The organism is Hoeflea sp. Naph1 (assembly GCF_046837775.1).
Taxonomy (GTDB): domain Bacteria; phylum Pseudomonadota; class Alphaproteobacteria; order Rhizobiales; family Rhizobiaceae; genus Hoeflea.
The window spans coordinates 2,486,612-2,502,383 of the sequence record NZ_CP177286.1; the positions used below are offsets into that span (position 1 = coordinate 2,486,612).

Sequence of the window (15,772 nt, forward strand, 5' to 3'; positions counted from 1 at the left end):
CTCGCCTCAATATGTTCGGGTGTGCCGCCGCTGACCGCAGGCACCGCCGGGGCCGTGCAGCGATCGAGTGCTTGCTGATATCGCAAGCGCACATCGCCGTTCTTCGGCGGGCAAAGGAGCGGGGCTCAGAGAAGTCCGTCGTTGCCGATAGGCACAAAAAAAGACGGGGCCGAAGCCCCGTCCAAAAATAGAAGTCCAATGTCGACCAGACGCCTTAGCGCTTGGAGAACTGGAACGACCGGCGGGCCTTGGCCTTACCGTACTTCTTACGCTCAACCACGCGGCTGTCGCGGGTCAGGAAGCCACCCTTCTTGAGAACCGCGCGCAGGCCCGGTTCGTAGTAGGTCAGCGCCTTGGAGATGCCGTGGCGTACCGCACCGGCCTGCCCGGAGAGGCCGCCGCCGGTGACGGTGCAGACGACGTCGAACTGGCCCTGGCGGTCAGCGGCGACAACCGGCTGCTGAACAACCATCTGCAGCACGGGACGTGCGAAGTAGGTCACGAAATCACGGCCGTTGACGGTGATCTTGCCGGTGCCCGGCTTGATCCAGACGCGGGCAATGGCGTTCTTGCGCTTGCCGGTGGCGTAGGAACGGCCCAGATCGTCGACCTTGCGGACGTGAACCGGTGCCGCAGGTTCAGCCGGTGCAGCTTCGGTCGCGTTGACAGATGCGCCGAGCTCCTCAAGCGAATTGAGTTCAGCCATTATCAGGCGCTCCTTTTGTTCTTGGAATTCAGCGCGGCGACGTCGAGGACGGCGGGCTGCTGAGCTTCATGCGGATGATCGGAACCGGCGTAAACGCGCAGGTTTTTCATCTGGCGACGGCCAAGCGGGCCGCGCGGAACCATGCGCTCGACAGCCTTTTCGACGATCCGCTCGGGAAAGCGACCTTCGAAAATCTGGCGCGCGGTGCGCTCCTTGATGCCGCCGGGATAGCCGGTGTGCCAGTAATACTTCTTGTCGGTGAATTTGTTGCCGGTCAGCACAGCCTTTTCCGCATTGATGACGATGACATTGTCGCCATCATCAACATGGGGGGTGTAGGTGACTTTGTGCTTGCCGCGCAGGCGGGTGGCTATGACAGTGGCGAGACGACCGACGACGAGATCTGTCGCGTCGATAATCACCCACTTCTTTTCCACCTCTGCAGGCTTCTGCGAAAAGGTTTTCATGGATTTTCTCTCATTCAGGATCCGGGCTGATCAAGCCAGCGGCCGGACGTTTCTTGTTGCTTGTGTTGCCGCGATCCTTGCCAGAGGCGTTTGATCGGTGACAACCGTGCGCCAGATCCAACGAGATCCGGACGCTTCGTGCTTATAGGCGAGCCCGATTTTCCCGTCAAGACGATGACTTGCGGCGCATCGGAAAATATCGAAGCAAAAACAACACCTTAGTAATGAGGTATCATAATACCACTTAACTTCGTGGCGGAATCGAATAGGTGGCGGTCGCGTGCGCCACCAATTCACCGTTTGCGTCGCGGATCGCGATGTCGGTGACCACCAGCCGTTTGCCCAGTTTCAGGATGCTGGCGGTGGCCTCCAGCGCCCCCGGTGCGGGCTTCATCAGGAAGTTGATATTGAGATTGGTGGTGACCGCCAGCGCCACCCGGCCGATATGCGCCAGGATCACTGCGTAAGCAGCAAGGTCGGCCAACATGAACAGGGTTGGCCCGCTGACTGTGCCGCCGGGGCGAAGGTGCTGCTCGTCGGCATGTAGGCAGACGCGCGCATTCCCCGGTGATACCTTGATCACTTCTATGTTGTCTCCATTCGCCTTGATCTGTGGAAACACTTCGTCGAGATAGGCCGAGACTTCCGGGGCGGTCATCACGGGCGAGGCCGGTGCGGGCATTGTAATATTCCTGTAACGTGGTCCTGCAGGCAGGATACAATTGTAAATGGCCGGGTAAGCGGTCAGCCTGCCCGTCGCAGCCGGACAGGATGTTGGCCATCTGCGCGTGCTGACCCGACTGTTTCAGGACCACCGTTACGGAAATTGATCGTCCGGTCAACGTTGCCAGAGGGTTTCCGCATCGCCTTTGAAACGCTAAGCTGGAGCGCGAACAAACAAGGGTCACGTGAGATGAATGTGGTTGAGCTGAAACCGGATACACCATCGGATGTGATGATTGAGGAACTGCGCGAGGGTGTGCTGCGCCTGGAAATGAACAATCCGCCGGCCAACGCGCTGTCGATCGCGCTGATGCAGGCGCTGCGCGACCGGATTGCCGCCGCCGGTGACGACAAGGCGGTGCGGGTCGTGGTGATCGCCTCGGCCAAACCCGGCAAGCTGTTTTCCGCCGGCCACGACCTCAAGGAACTGACCGCCCATCGCGCCGATGCCGACAAGGGCAGGGCGTTTTTCAGCCAGACCATGAAACTTTGCGCCGAGTTGATGCAGACCATTGTCCGTCTGCCCAAGCCGGTGATCGCCGAAGTCGACGGCCTGGCCACCGCCGCCGGTTGCCAGTTGGTGGCCTCGTGCGATCTGGCGGTCTGCACCGACACCTCCACCTTCTGCACCCCAGGTGTCAATATCGGCCTGTTCTGCTCCACCCCGATGGTGGCGCTGACCCGCAACGTGCACCGCAAGCAAGCCATGGAAATGCTGCTCACCGGCGAGACCATCGATGCTTCGACGGCGCGTGAATTCGGCCTGATCAACCGTATCGTGCCGCGCGAATACCTGAATCAGATCGTCAGGAAATACGCCGAAGTCATTGCTTCCAAATCATCTTTGACGCTGAAGATCGGCAAGGAGGCGTTCTACAAACAGGCGGAGATGACGCTTGAGGATGCCTATGACTACACAGCCCAGGTGATGGTCGAAAACATGATGGCCCGGGACGCGGAGGAAGGCATCGGCGCCTTCATCGACAAGCGCAAGGCCGAGTGGACCGGGGAATAGCGATATGGCTTATGTGAAGTCTTTCAAACGAGGGCAAAGAGAAAAGATTTCTCTCCACCCTACGCATGTGGTGAAAAAGTATCTTTTCAAGAGAGTGATGGCCGTCGACTCTTGCAAATTGATACTCATGGCTCTGACCAGCGAGAAATCCCCGACAAAGTAAGCCAAACAATCCAGTTAGATGAATCCTCCGCACGCGATCTGTTTGAAATTCTAAAAGAGGGTTTCGGCTTTAAATGACGTTTGAACCCCGCATCACCATGATCACGCTGGGCGTCGCCGATGTTGCGGCGTCGACGGCGTTTTACCAGCGCTTGGGCTTTAAGCGTTCCTCGGCGTCAAATGACGATGTCACCTTCTTCCGGATGAATGGAACCGTGCTGGGCCTGTTCGGCCGCGACGCACTCGCCGCCGACGCCGGTCGTGAGCTGACCGCGCGGCAGGGCTTTGAAGGCTTTTCGGTGGCGCAAAATCTCGGCTCACCCGACGAGGTGGATGCTGCCTGGCAATTCGCAGTCGAGTGTGGCGCCGAGCCGGTGAAGAAGCCGCACAAGGTATTCTGGGGCGGTTATTCGGGTTATTTCGCCGATCCCGATGGGCATTTGTGGGAACTGGCGCACAATCCGTTCATGCCGCTGGGCGAGGATGGCCACATGCGTCTGCCGGAGTGATCAGGCCCTTTGTTAGGTGATCCGCTACCTACCGTGTGATCTGCAGCAGCGGCCGGAAACGGGTCATGTCGTCACTGTCATTCGTGTCAGCCTGACAGGCGATCACCCGACAGGCGTTGGTGTCGCGAGCCGGCAGGCTGACCCAGACGCCAACCTCGTAGTTTTGACACATCCGTGAGTTGCTGACGTAACGATCATAGATCGGGAGTCCCTTTTTCGAGGTGTAGCGCAGGATGGCCTCACCCTCGTCAATCAGGGTGGCGCGGATGTCGGCGCAATCGGTCCGGGTGGTCTCGATCCGGCTGATGGCGTTTGCCGGCGTCGCCGCCATCGCCACAAGTACTGCCAGCAAGCCGGCGAGCGGGGTCGAGTGCCGCATGGGCATGTGCATCCAGGTCATGAGTGTCTCCCAATTGGCTTTCGACAAGATGGTATAACTTACATGTGGCGCGGATTTGAGGTTGGACAAGGGCCCCACCTTCAAATGGCGGAAACATCAAGAGACGTAGACTTGACGTGATCGGCGCGCATTGCCAAACCGGAAGTCTCGCCGAGGAAAAACCGCTCATGAACCACGATCACTATGACAACGCCTATATTTCTGGGATTCTGCAATCGGTAAAGACCATCGCCGTGGTGGGCGCATCGGCCAATGACGTGCGGCCAAGTTATTTCGTGATGAAATACCTGCTCGGCAAAGGCTACCGCATCATTCCCGTCAATCCCGGGCAGGCGGGCAAGGAGATCCTCGGGCAGATGACTTTTGCGCGGCTTGCCGATATCTCGGAGCCGGTCGACATGGTGGACGTGTTTCGCGCCTCTGACGCAGTGCCTGGCATTGTCGAGGAGGCACTCAAGCTTGAGCCGCTGCCGAAGGTGATCTGGATGCAGCTTACCGTCCGCCATGACGCCGCGGCAGCGCGTGCTGAAGCGGCTGGCCTCAATGTGGTGATGAACCGCTGCCCGAAGATTGAATATGCCCGGCTATCGGGTGAAATCGGTTGGAGCGGCGTCAACAGCGGCGTGATTTCGTCGCGCAAGCCGGTACGCCGCGAGGGCTACCAGAGTTTTGGACTTCGAGTGCCGCCACGGGATGGCGATTGATGGAATAATATTTCTTGCAACCGGCCTTGTTTGCGCGTGCATGCCAGGCAACGGCTGATTTCACGCAAAAATCTTCTTTGACCGGGACGCAGACATGCGGGATAAACACCTCGACAGCCAACAGGGCACACAGGGGAGACGATCATGTCGAACAGCCAACCGGGATTTGATACACTAGCCATTCATGCGGGGGCCCAGCCGGACCCGACCACGGGCGCGCGCACCACGCCGATCTACCAGACCACCAGCTTCGTCTTTGACGATGCTGATCATGCAGCCTCGCTGTTTGGCCTGAAGGCATTCGGCAACATCTACACCCGCATCATGAATCCGACCCAGGCGGTGCTTGAAGAGCGTCTGGCAGCGCTTGAAGGCGGCACCGCCGCGCTGGCGGTGGCTTCCGGCCATGCCGCGCAGCTGCTGGTGTTCCACACCATCATGAACCCCGGCGACAATTTCATTGCCGCCAATCAGCTTTACGGTGGTTCGATCAACCAGTTCGGCCATTCCTTTAAGTCGTTTGACTGGCAAGTTCGCTGGGCCGATCCGGCCGATCTTTCCAGTGTCGAGAGCCAGATCGACGAGCGCACCAAGGCGATTTTCGTCGAAAGCCTCGCCAATCCCGGCGGCACCTTTGTCGATATCAATGCGCTGGCTGAGCTTGCCCACAAGCATGGCATTCCGCTGATTGTCGACAACACCATGGCCTCGCCTTATCTGGCTCGTCCGATCGAGCATGGCGCGGACATCGTGGTCCATTCGCTGACTAAGTTCATTGGCGGCCATGGCAACTCAATGGGCGGCGTGATTGTAGATGGCGGTTCGTTTGACTGGTCTAAATCCGGCAAGTACCCGATGCTGTCGGAGCCGCGGTCGGAATACGGCGGCATGGTGCTGCATGAAACCTTTGGCAATTTTGCATTCGCCATTGCCTGCCGGGTGCTGGGTCTGCGCGATTTCGGACCTTCGATCTCGCCGTTCAACGCCTTCATGATCCTGACCGGCGTAGAGACCCTGCCACTACGCATGCAGCGCCATTGCGACAACGCGCTGGCCGTTGCGGAATGGCTCTCCAAGCACGACAAGGTGGCATGGGTGCATTATGCCGGCCTGCCGGATCACGCAAACCACGCGTTGCAGCAGCGTTACGCCCCCAAGGGCGGCGGCTCGGTGTTCACCTTCGGCCTCAAGGGCGGTTACGATTCCGGCGTCAAGTTCGTCGAAGGCCTGGAGATGTTCTCCCACCTCGCCAACATCGGCGACACCCGTTCGCTGGTCATTCACCCGGCATCAACCACCCACCGTCAGCTGAGCGCCGAGCAACTGGTTGCCGCAGGCGCCGGTCCGGACGTGGTGCGACTGTCGGTCGGCATCGAGGATGTCAACGATATCATCGCCGATATCGAACAGGCGCTGGCCAAGGCGTAAGTCTTGATTGCCTGATGAATATCTTCAACGGCCCGGCATTTGATGCCGGGCCGTTTGATCTGCAACAAGTCCGCAGACAACAAATGGCGCTAGACTTCCACCGAAGTTAATCCGTGGAGGCCCCCATGCCGCAATTCAATGTGCTGACTTTCACAACTGTCGCGATCCTGGCGCTGTCGCCACTGGCCTACGCCCAATCCGCTAATCCGGCCTGGCTTGATAATCTGTCCGACCAGCTCGCAGTCGAGAAACAGTGCGAGGTCAGCTATTTTTTCAACATCAAGGAAGGTGAGTTGGCCGGGAGGCTGACCTTTGAAGCCCGCGCCCAGTGTGACGATGGCCGCCAGTTCGACGGCACACTGACCGAGCCCGCGGATAACTTCGTCATTAGCGAATGCGGCGTTCAGGTCTGCTGACTTCGGCCAGTGTGTTGTCGAGGAATTTGTTCCGCAACTAAGCGGAGAAGGTCCCCGGAAAATGGAAGCTCCGAAACGCATTCCAATGATCACCGATACCGAACAGGCGCTGGTCAAGGGGTAAGCCTCAACCAATTACCATCAGTGATGACGGCCCGGTGTTCGCATCGGGTCGTTTTTCGTTTGGCAGCATAGGCTTGCAGGATCGGCGCGCCAAAGCGAAGATGACGGCGAGGGGGAAGCGCACCATGGCTCGACTTTTACTTTTTTGGGGATTTTGCATGCTCGCCGGACTGGGGCCGGTCCGGTCGCAGGTGTTGACCTCGATTCCGACTTCGACTGTTGACGATGCCAAAAGCTTCTGGGTCGCGGTCATGGAAGAATTTTACGGCCCCTACAGCAAGCGCTCCAAATGCTGGATCGGCAAAGCTGGCGCCGAGCGGCTGTGCATGCGTCCGCACCTGTTGTCTTCCGTGATGGTTGGGGGCGAGGTGACACAGTTTGCCGCCATGTCGGGCCATGCGATCGAGCCTGACGGAAGCCACGCCGAGTGTCACGGCTGCGCCGGCAAGCTCGGGCTTGTTGTCTTGCGCGCCGCGGGCAACCGCCTGGCTCTGGTGGCGCGCAACAGCCTTTCTGAGGGCATCGGGTCATGGGGGATGGCTCCTCCGGAGGAGGCGTTCCGCGTGGTACGTCTTGGCAAAGACAATTTCGGCTGGCTGATCGAGAGCGGCTTTACCGGGCAAGGATACACCCAGAGCGGGGTCAGCGTGTTTGGCGTGCTCGGCGACAAGGTCGTCGATCTCGGCTTTATCGACACCTATTCCGACAATGAGGGCACCTGCGGCGATGGGCTCGGCGCCTGCTATCGCCACAGCTACGAAATCGTCAGCGATCCGGGTGCCGGAACAAGCCGTTTTGCCGATCTTGTGGCACGCAAGCTGGAGAGTTCCGATCCCGACGCCACGGCAAGTTTCACAATTACGTTCTCCAGGGATGAACTGAAATATCTGCCGCCGGAGGCGTTGTCAGCGCAGATCGGCGGCTGATCCGGACAGGCAGCGCATGGCTGGCGCGATGGCTGTGTATCAGGGTAATCTCGGCTCACCAACATTGGAGCGGTTCATGGCTACTGCGCATATAATCCCCGTGACCCCGTCTGCCGAGCCTGAGGTTTCGCGTCCCGAGGCCGCCAAGATTCTCTCCGGCGATCCGGTGCACACCACCTGGAACCTGGAGGAGCGGGACGGGCTTTATTGCGGCATCTGGCAATCGACGCCGGGCAAATGGCGCATCTCCTACGACGAATGGGAATATTGCCGCATTATCAAGGGTATATCGGTAATCACCGAGGACGGTGGCGAGGCGATTACGGTCAAAGCCGGCGATAGCTTCGTCCTCAGGCCCGGCTTCAAGGGAAGCTGGGAAGTCATTGAAACGACTCGCAAGGACTATGTGATCAGGCTGTAGTGCCGGCGTCCCGGCTGGAAAGCTGAAGCTGCTCGAGCCCGTGAAAATGAAAGCTGTCGCGGTAGCGCGGCGCACCGTCCATCTGCAACGTCGGCAGCCGCTCAAACAGCACCGACAGCGATTCCTGCAGTTCCAGCCGTGCCAGCGGTGCGCCGATGCAAAAATGCGGGCCCGCGCCGAAGGTGACGTTTTTCTGGTCCGCGCGTCCGGGCCGGAATGCGCCAGGTGCCTCGAAGGTTGACGGATCGCGGTTGGCGGCGCCAAGCAGCAGCGCCACCTGTTCGCCCGGCTTCAATGTGACCGGGCCGAGATTGACAGGCTCATAGGCATAGCGCGTAAACATGTGCAGCGGCGCATCAAACCTCATTGCTTCCTCGATGCTTGCAGTCGTTGCTTCGGGCGTTGCCACGAACCGCCGTGGGTCGCCGCCTTGTTCGAGCAGGGTTTTTACCGCGTTACCGGTCTGATGCACGGTGGCCTCGTGCCCGGCATTAAGCAGCAGCACACAGGTCGAGATCAACTCCTCATCGCTGAGCTTCTCGCCGGTGTCGCGTACGGCGATCAACGCCGAAAGCAGGTCATCGGCCTTGGTGTACCGGTGTTGGTCGATATGAGCAGTGAGGAACGCCCCGAAGGCGCTTGCGGCCCGATTGGCGCGCTCTTCGGTCTCGCGTGAGCGCTGTGGCACATACATTTCGCACATTGCATGCGACCAGCCCAGCAGGTCATCGCCGCGCTCGACCGGCACGCCGAGCAACTCGCAGATCACGGTGACCGGAATGGGGGTCGCAAATTCCGACAGCAGATCGAAGGGCTGGCGAGCAGGCAAGGCGTCGACCAACTCGTGGGCGAGCGTCCGGATTCGTGGCCGTAGCCGCTCGACCGAGCGCGAGACAAAGGCACGGTTGACCAATGTCCTGAGCCGCGTGTGCGCCGGCGGTTCGCGTTCGAGCAGCGATCCGCTTTCAATTCGGTCGAAATCGCCAAGATGGCCGCGGCCTTCGACCGGATTGAGCGGTGCGCCCCAACGGTTCTCGCGGCCCAGCCGCCGGTCGCGCAAGAGCGCATTGACCTGATCGTAGCCTGCCACCGCCCACATGCCGTATTCGCGCCAGTAAAATACAGGCGAAAGCCGGTGCATCTCGGCATAAAAATTATAGGGGTCCTGAACGAATTCGGGATCTCTCGGGTCTTGCGAAACGGTGTGAGAATGCTGTGACATATAGGAGCCATATCGTGGATCTGGCCGTGCGTGTATCCGCAGACGGGTTGGTCCATGCAGATTTTCGGGGATAACCCCATCGGCATGGCCACCAGCGCATGGAGCAGGAGCTGACAATCGCGGCGACAGTTGAGCAGGATCCGTGCCCTATCAAACCTGATCCGCGTCGGGCATGAACTCTTTGTTCCTGCGTGTCATTGTCGTAAAACCTCAGCACACTTTCGCGCGGCATGCATCAGTGGCAGCGGCGTTTGCCTGAAATTTGCACCCAGCCGGAAGAAGCGGGCCGGACCTCCACGGAGCGCGCCACGGTTTTGAAGATCGCGGGCACCTGCTGGGCAATCGTACGCGCCGGTTCGATCACCACGGTGCGGGTGCGCTGGGCATAGCGAGCCGGTACGCGTTCACGCACCGTGCCGGCGGGTTGCACAACCACTCTCTGGGCCTGCGTTGCGTATTTTGCGGGATGAACCACCTTGCACAGCGTCTTGATACCCGAAACATGGCGCCACTCCCAACCAACGGATTTTGCCCGAATCATGACGCGCTGATGCACTGTCCTCACCACCGCCGGGACGTGGCGCACAACAAATCGCTCCGGCTCCACCAGAACCCGCTCGATCACCTCGCCATAGCGCGCGGGGATGGTCTTGTGGACAACGCCTGCTGGCCGGACCACCACCCGTTGATGAACCGTCTGGTAAACGGCCGGCGTGTGAACTTGCTGGTAACAGGCCACCGACTTGCCGCCGGCCAGAGCCGGCGAGGCAACGGATGATGCCAGAAGGACGGCGAGAATGCCGCGACGGATGAGCACGAATTTGGGCATGGCAGGCTCCCTGTTTGCGCACGCGATGGTTTACCCCACCGTCTTGGCGACGTGTTGGAACAAGTGTGCCGCACCATTTTCCAACAACAAGTAAAACCCGATTTTGATCCCAATGCAATGCGTTGGTATCTCAGCGCTTAATACGAGATGCCAAGAATACCTTCGAGAAGTGGGAAAATTATCTCCGAAATATTTTCGATATGAACTGGCGGTTGCTTCAAACAAGCCGGTTTTTCATACCGCCTGGGGTCAACTTATTCGCATCGGTAATCCAGACGGAAGGGTGGCGATTATGTCGTGGAGCACAAAATTCCGTTCGCTTTGCTCGGCAAATGCACAGAGATATACGCCTAACCGCGCAATGGCTGATCAACGGGATAATGACTGCCGCACGGCCGACCAGAGGCGCCATGGCGGAGATTGCCACGTGGTGTAGATGCCTGCCTGTCCCTGGACCTGCCGGGTATGTCGCCGTGGCGCGTGCAATTGGCTTCGGAAATCGGCACAAACAAAACCCAGCAACCATCCGAAATTGCACCAGAATGCAGAAGAACTGAAAACCGTAACCTCAATTTAACACAGCTGGTGAACAAGGGTTCCTCTCCGTTTCGCCGTCTTGCGTCTTGAAGCGGCGGGGGGGCACACTCTATGTAGGGGGTTCAACAAGATTGATTCCCCGCGGGCCGAGGCGTCTGCCGGGCCGTTTGACAAGGGAAGCGTAATGACAAATCCAGTCGATACCGCCATGGCACTGGTGCCGATGGTCGTTGAGCAGACAAACCGCGGTGAACGGTCCTATGACATTTTCTCGCGGCTCCTCAAGGAGCGTATCATTTTCATCACCGGTCCGATCGAGGACCACACAGCGACGCTGGTGTGCGCGCAATTGCTGTTCCTTGAAGCCGAGAATCCAAAGAAGGAAATCGCGCTCTACATCAATTCGCCCGGCGGCGTGGTCACCTCCGGCATGGCGATCTACGATACCATGCAGTTCATCAAGCCGGCGATTTCGACGCTGTGTATCGGCCAGGCTGCGTCGATGGGATCGCTGCTGCTTTGCGCCGGCCACAAGGACATGCGCTTTGCCACGCCCAACGCCCGTATCATGGTGCACCAGCCTTCCGGCGGCTTCCAGGGACAGGCTTCCGACATTGAGCGGCATGCCCAGGACATCATCAAGATGAAGCGCCGGCTCAACGAAATTTATGTCGAACACACGGGTCAGGACTACGCGACTGTTGAAAAGACACTTGATCGTGACCACTTCATGACTGCGAACGAAGCACTTGAGTTCGGGTTGATCGACCGGGTCTTCGACAAGCGCGAGAACATCGAGGCTCCGGCTTCAACATAGAAGGACGTCCATGAAACAGCGTTTTTCAAGTCATTGCGCCCCCTTTGCAACACGTTTTCGTGTGAATGGGGTGGCGCTATGGCTGGACCACGCTAGTATGGGCGTTAAGTCTATGTTCAAATTCTCGGGCGTAACATCGCCAGATTGACGGGGATTCGTTGCCACCGGCCTCGGGAATGTTTTACCTGAGATCGGGTTAGTACCCCGAAATTGCCTGTATGCCCCCGCTTCGGCTTTGGGTGCAGTCAGGCGCCATACATCCAGGCCTGTTGCCTGGATCGCGGGAAGGAAAGTGAAATGAGCAAGGTCAGCGGCAGCAACGGCGGCGATTCCAAGAATACCCTTTATTGCTCTTTCTGCGGCAAGAGCCAGCATGAAGTGCGCAAACTCATTGCCGGTCCCACCGTGTTCATCTGCGATGAATGCGTGGAATTGTGCATGGACATCATCCGCGAGGAAAATAAATCCTCGATGGTGAAGTCGAGCGACGGCGTGCCAACTCCTCAGGAAATCATTGCAACGCTCGATGAGTATGTGATCGGCCAGCATCAGGCCAAGAAGATCCTCTCGGTCGCCGTGCACAACCATTACAAGCGGCTGAACCATTCGTCCAAGTCGGGCGAAGTGGAATTGGCCAAATCCAACATCCTGCTGGTCGGACCGACTGGTTGCGGCAAGACCTATCTGGCCCAGACATTGGCCCGCATCATCGACGTGCCATTCACTATGGCCGATGCGACCACGCTGACCGAGGCCGGTTATGTCGGTGAGGATGTCGAGAACATTATCCTCAAGCTGCTGCAGTCAGCTGACTACAACGTCGAGCGCGCCCAGCGCGGCATCGTCTATATCGACGAGGTCGACAAGATCTCGCGCAAGTCGGACAATCCGTCGATCACCCGTGACGTCTCGGGCGAGGGCGTCCAGCAGGCGCTTCTGAAGATCATGGAAGGCACGGTCGCTTCGGTGCCGCCACAGGGCGGTCGCAAGCACCCGCAGCAGGAATTCCTGCAGGTCGACACTACCAACATCCTGTTTGTCTGTGGTGGCGCATTCGCCGGTCTCGACAAGATAATCTCGGCGCGTGGCGAAAAGACCTCGATCGGTTTTTCCGCCAATGTGCGTGCCCAGGACGAACGCCGGGTCGGCGAGGTTCTGCGCGAACTGGAGCCGGAAGATCTGGTGAAATTCGGTCTGATTCCGGAATTCATCGGCCGTCTGCCGGTGCTGGCAACGCTTGAAGATCTTGATGAATCGGCGCTGATCCAGATCCTCACCGAACCCAAGAACGCGCTGGTCAAGCAGTATCAGCGGCTGTTCGAGATGGAAGATGTGGAACTGACTTTCCACGAGAGCGCACTTACGGAAATTGCCAAGCGCGGCATTATCCGCAAGACCGGTGCCCGTGGGTTGCGCTCGATCATGGAGAAGATCCTGCTCGACACCATGTTCGAACTGCCCGAACTTGAAGGCGTGCGCGAAGTGGTGATCTCTGATGAGGTGGTCAACGGCAATGCCCGACCGCTCTACATCTATGCCGAGCGTGAAGATGAAGCCAAGGGATCGGCTTCGGCCTGATCTGGCTTCAGGAAGCCTCTGAAAATCAAGCCCTCCGGAGCCATCCGGAGGGCTTTTTGCTGTAGGGACGGTGTGTGACCGCAATCATATGACTGAAACGAGAGCGTCGACCTTAGGGGCGGCTTTTTCTGTCGCTACAGCTTCCCGCCACTTTCATTGTCTAATATCGTCACGAATCGGTGAGGAAGTGTTCGCTGGCTACTAATCCGACTTGAAACAGGGCCTCTGGTTCTCCAATTAGATATCAGGAGGGATTGAACCCTCAAGAAGGACGCCAACAGCGGTTGCTGGTTTATCCGGGACCGCGTCCTGCGTTGCCAATCGGCCCTGATAAAAGGGCCATGAAAGGAAATGACATGCCGGACAAAATTGTGAGCCCGCCCCAAGCGCCGGAAGATGCCGGGGTCTATCCCGTTCTCCCGCTGCGCGATATCGTAGTATTCCCGCACATGATCGTGCCGCTGTTCGTCGGTCGTGAGAAGTCGATTCTTGCGCTCGAAGAAGTGATGGGATCGGACAAGCAGATCATGCTGGCCACCCAGATCAACGCCGGCGACGATGATCCTGATCCATCCGGAATCTATCAGATCGGCACCATTGCCAATGTGCTGCAACTGCTCAAGCTGCCCGACGGAACCGTGAAGGTCCTGGTCGAAGGCCGTGCCCGGGCCGAAATCGTCAATTACACTGATCGTGTGGATTATTACGAAGCCCGCGCCATTGAACTTGCCGAACCGGATGAAGATCCGGTGGAAGTCGAGGCGCTGTCGCGCTCGGTGGTTTCCGAGTTCGAAAACTACGTCAAGCTGAACAAGAAGATCTCGCCCGAAGTGGTGGGCGCTGCCAGCCAGATTGACGACTACTCCAAGCTCGCCGACACGGTAGCTTCGCATCTGTCGATCAAGATCACCGAAAAGCAGGACATGCTCTCGACGGTCTCGGTCAAGGGCCGCCTGGAAAAGGCACTCGGCTTCATGGAAGGCGAAATCTCCGTTCTGCAGGTGGAAAAGCGCATCCGCTCCCGCGTCAAGCGGCAGATGGAGAAGACCCAGCGTGAGTATTATCTCAACGAGCAGATGAAGGCGATCCAGAAGGAACTCGGCGACGGCGAGGATGGCCGCGACGAGATGACCGAGATCGAACAGCGGATTGCCAAGACAAAGCTCTCCAAGGAAGCCCGCGAAAAGGCTGATGCCGAGTTCAAGAAACTCAAGCAGATGAGCCCGATGTCGGCGGAAGCCACCGTCGTGCGCAATTATCTCGATTGGCTGTTGGGTCTGCCCTGGGGCAAGAAGTCCCGGGTCAAGATAGATCTCAAAGCCGCAGAGAAGGTGCTCGACGAGGATCACTTCGGCCTTGAGAAGGTCAAGGAGCGGATCGTCGAATATCTTGCCGTGCAGGCGCGGTCCTCCAAGATCAAGGGACCGATCCTCTGCCTCGTCGGACCTCCCGGCGTCGGCAAGACCTCGCTTGCCAAGTCGATCGCCAAGGCCACCGGTCGCGAATATGTCCGCATGGCGCTTGGTGGCGTTCGTGACGAGGCCGAAATCCGCGGTCACCGTCGCACATACATCGGTTCGATGCCCGGCAAGGTCATCCAGTCGATGAAGAAGGCCAAGAAAACCAACCCGCTGTTCTTGCTCGACGAGATCGACAAGATGGGGCAGGATTTTCGCGGCGATCCATCGTCGGCATTGCTCGAGGTGCTTGATCCGGAACAGAACTCGACGTTCATGGATCACTACCTCGAGGTTGAGTATGACCTGTCCAGCGTGATGTTCATCACCACGGCCAACACACTCAACATTCCGGCGCCGTTGATGGACCGGATGGAAGTGATCCGCATCGCCGGCTACACCGAGGATGAGAAGCAGCAGATTGCCCGTAGGCATCTTCTTCCCAAGGCCGTGCGTGATCATGCGCTGCGTCCGGAGGAATTCGAGATCACCGACGGCGCGCTGTTGCAGATTGCCCGCACCTACACACGGGAAGCCGGTGTGCGTAACTTCGAACGCGAACTGATGAAGCTGTCGCGCAAGGCCGTCACCGAGATCCTCAGAACCGGCGTCAAGTCGGTCAAGATCACGGAGGACAATCTTGCCGATTACCTCGGCGTGCCGCGGTTCCGCTATGGTGAAGCCGAAGCCGACGATCAGGTCGGCGTGGTTACCGGGCTGGCCTGGACCGAAGTGGGTGGCGAGCTGTTGACCATCGAAGGCGTGATGATGCCGGGCAAGGGCAAGATGACTGTCACCGGCAATCTGCGTGACGTGATGAAGGAATCGATCTCGGCTGCGGCCTCCTATGTCCGCTCGCGTGCGGTTGATTTCGGCATCGAGCCGCCGTTGTTCGACAAGCGCGATATCCATGTCCACGTACCCGAAGGGGCGACCCCGAAGGACGGCCCCTCGGCCGGTGTGGCAATGGCGACAGCGATTGTGTCCATCATGACCAAGATCCCGGTACGCCGCGATGTCGCCATGACCGGCGAAATCACACTGCGTGGACGCATTCTGCCGATTGGTGGCCTAAAGGAAAAACTGCTGGCAGCCCTGCGGGGCGGCATCAAGACAGTGATGATTCCTGAGGACAACGCCAAGGATCTGCCCGAGATCCCGGACAATGTGAAAAACGGACTGGAGATCATCCCGGTCGCCAAGATGGGTGACGTGCTGCGTCACGCGCTTGTGCGTATGCCCGAGGCGATCACCTGGGACCCCGACGCCCAGCCGGAGGCGCCGATTGTCCCTGAGACCGTTGACGAGAGTGGTGCCACAATCGCCCATTGA

Annotated in this window: 16 protein-coding genes; 10 read left to right on the forward strand and 6 right to left on the reverse strand. The window is 58.8% G+C overall.

Going from position 1 to position 15,772, the window contains the following annotated elements:
- Positions 1 to 214 precede the first annotated feature (214 nt).
- From rpsI to ACK6D9_RS11790, 3 genes are all read right to left on the reverse strand, one after another.
- Positions 215 to 706, reverse strand: a complete 492-nt coding sequence (gene rpsI, locus ACK6D9_RS11780; RefSeq protein WP_412048666.1) for a 30S ribosomal protein S9 — start codon at positions 704 to 706, stop codon at positions 215 to 217.
- Positions 707 to 708: 2 nt separating this feature from the next.
- Entirely contained in the window at positions 709 to 1,173 is a 465-nt protein-coding gene (rplM, locus tag ACK6D9_RS11785; RefSeq protein ID WP_412048667.1) for a 50S ribosomal protein L13, read from the reverse strand.
- A 244-nt stretch (positions 1,174 to 1,417) separates the two neighbouring features.
- A complete protein-coding gene (locus tag ACK6D9_RS11790) occupies positions 1,418 to 1,855 on the reverse strand; it encodes a PaaI family thioesterase (protein WP_412048668.1) in 438 nt (145 codons plus the stop codon).
- A gap of 231 nt (positions 1,856 to 2,086) precedes the next feature.
- Between ACK6D9_RS11790 and ACK6D9_RS11795 the strand changes: the two genes are divergently transcribed.
- Together ACK6D9_RS11795 and ACK6D9_RS11800 are read left to right on the forward strand one after the other, a co-directional pair.
- Complete coding sequence (locus ACK6D9_RS11795) at positions 2,087 to 2,911, forward strand: enoyl-CoA hydratase (protein ID WP_412048669.1); 825 nt, start codon at positions 2,087 to 2,089, stop codon at positions 2,909 to 2,911.
- 236 nt (positions 2,912 to 3,147) lie between these two features.
- Entirely contained in the window at positions 3,148 to 3,582 is a 435-nt protein-coding gene (locus tag ACK6D9_RS11800) for a VOC family protein (protein ID WP_412048670.1), read from the forward strand.
- A 28-nt stretch (positions 3,583 to 3,610) separates the two neighbouring features.
- Here the strand turns inward: ACK6D9_RS11800 and ACK6D9_RS11805 are convergent, their stop codons facing one another.
- Positions 3,611 to 3,982, reverse strand: a complete 372-nt coding sequence (locus tag ACK6D9_RS11805; RefSeq protein WP_412048671.1) for a hypothetical protein — start codon at positions 3,980 to 3,982, stop codon at positions 3,611 to 3,613.
- Positions 3,983 to 4,149: 167 nt separating this feature from the next.
- On the opposite strand from ACK6D9_RS11805, the gene ACK6D9_RS11810 reads away from it, so the two are divergent.
- The 5 genes from ACK6D9_RS11810 to ACK6D9_RS11830 all read left to right on the forward strand — a co-directional run bounded on the left by ACK6D9_RS11810 (position 4,150) and on the right by ACK6D9_RS11830 (position 8,000).
- The gene (locus tag ACK6D9_RS11810; RefSeq protein ID WP_412048672.1) at positions 4,150 to 4,686 is read left to right on the forward strand and encodes a CoA-binding protein; all 537 of its coding nucleotides are present in this window, start codon (positions 4,150 to 4,152) and stop codon (positions 4,684 to 4,686) included.
- 144 nt (positions 4,687 to 4,830) lie between these two features.
- A complete protein-coding gene (locus ACK6D9_RS11815; RefSeq protein WP_412048673.1) occupies positions 4,831 to 6,114 on the forward strand; it encodes an O-acetylhomoserine aminocarboxypropyltransferase in 1,284 nt (427 codons plus the stop codon).
- A gap of 125 nt (positions 6,115 to 6,239) precedes the next feature.
- A complete protein-coding gene (locus ACK6D9_RS11820; protein WP_412048674.1) occupies positions 6,240 to 6,530 on the forward strand; it encodes a hypothetical protein in 291 nt (96 codons plus the stop codon).
- Positions 6,531 to 6,811: 281 nt separating this feature from the next.
- On the forward strand, positions 6,812 to 7,579 hold the full coding sequence (locus ACK6D9_RS11825) for a hypothetical protein (RefSeq protein ID WP_412048675.1): 768 nt from the start codon (positions 6,812 to 6,814) through the stop codon (positions 7,577 to 7,579).
- Positions 7,580 to 7,655: 76 nt separating this feature from the next.
- On the forward strand, positions 7,656 to 8,000 hold the full coding sequence (locus ACK6D9_RS11830; RefSeq protein ID WP_412048676.1) for a cupin domain-containing protein: 345 nt from the start codon (positions 7,656 to 7,658) through the stop codon (positions 7,998 to 8,000).
- Here ACK6D9_RS11830 and ACK6D9_RS11835 read toward each other — a convergent pair.
- Both ACK6D9_RS11835 and ACK6D9_RS11840 read right to left on the reverse strand, forming a co-directional pair.
- Positions 7,990 to 9,222 carry a cytochrome P450 gene (locus ACK6D9_RS11835; RefSeq protein WP_412048677.1) on the reverse strand — a complete coding sequence of 411 codons (1,233 nt, stop codon included), beginning with the start codon at positions 9,220 to 9,222 and terminating at the stop codon, positions 7,990 to 7,992. The two genes, ACK6D9_RS11830 and ACK6D9_RS11835, sit on opposite strands and share 11 nt — an antisense overlap.
- 235 nt (positions 9,223 to 9,457) lie before the next feature.
- Positions 9,458 to 10,051, reverse strand: coding sequence for a hypothetical protein (locus tag ACK6D9_RS11840; protein ID WP_412048678.1), 594 nt, complete (start codon positions 10,049 to 10,051; stop codon positions 9,458 to 9,460).
- A gap of 721 nt (positions 10,052 to 10,772) precedes the next feature.
- On the opposite strand from ACK6D9_RS11840, the gene ACK6D9_RS11845 reads away from it, so the two are divergent.
- The 3 genes from ACK6D9_RS11845 (at position 10,773) to lon (ending at position 15,772) form a co-directional block, all read left to right on the forward strand.
- The gene (locus ACK6D9_RS11845) at positions 10,773 to 11,405 is read left to right on the forward strand and encodes an ATP-dependent Clp protease proteolytic subunit (protein ID WP_267652179.1); all 633 of its coding nucleotides are present in this window, start codon (positions 10,773 to 10,775) and stop codon (positions 11,403 to 11,405) included.
- Between the two features lie 297 nt (positions 11,406 to 11,702).
- Entirely contained in the window at positions 11,703 to 12,983 is a 1,281-nt protein-coding gene (gene clpX / locus ACK6D9_RS11850) for an ATP-dependent Clp protease ATP-binding subunit ClpX (RefSeq protein WP_412048679.1), read from the forward strand.
- Between the two features lie 356 nt (positions 12,984 to 13,339).
- A complete protein-coding gene (gene lon / locus ACK6D9_RS11855; protein ID WP_412048680.1) occupies positions 13,340 to 15,772 on the forward strand; it encodes an endopeptidase La in 2,433 nt (810 codons plus the stop codon).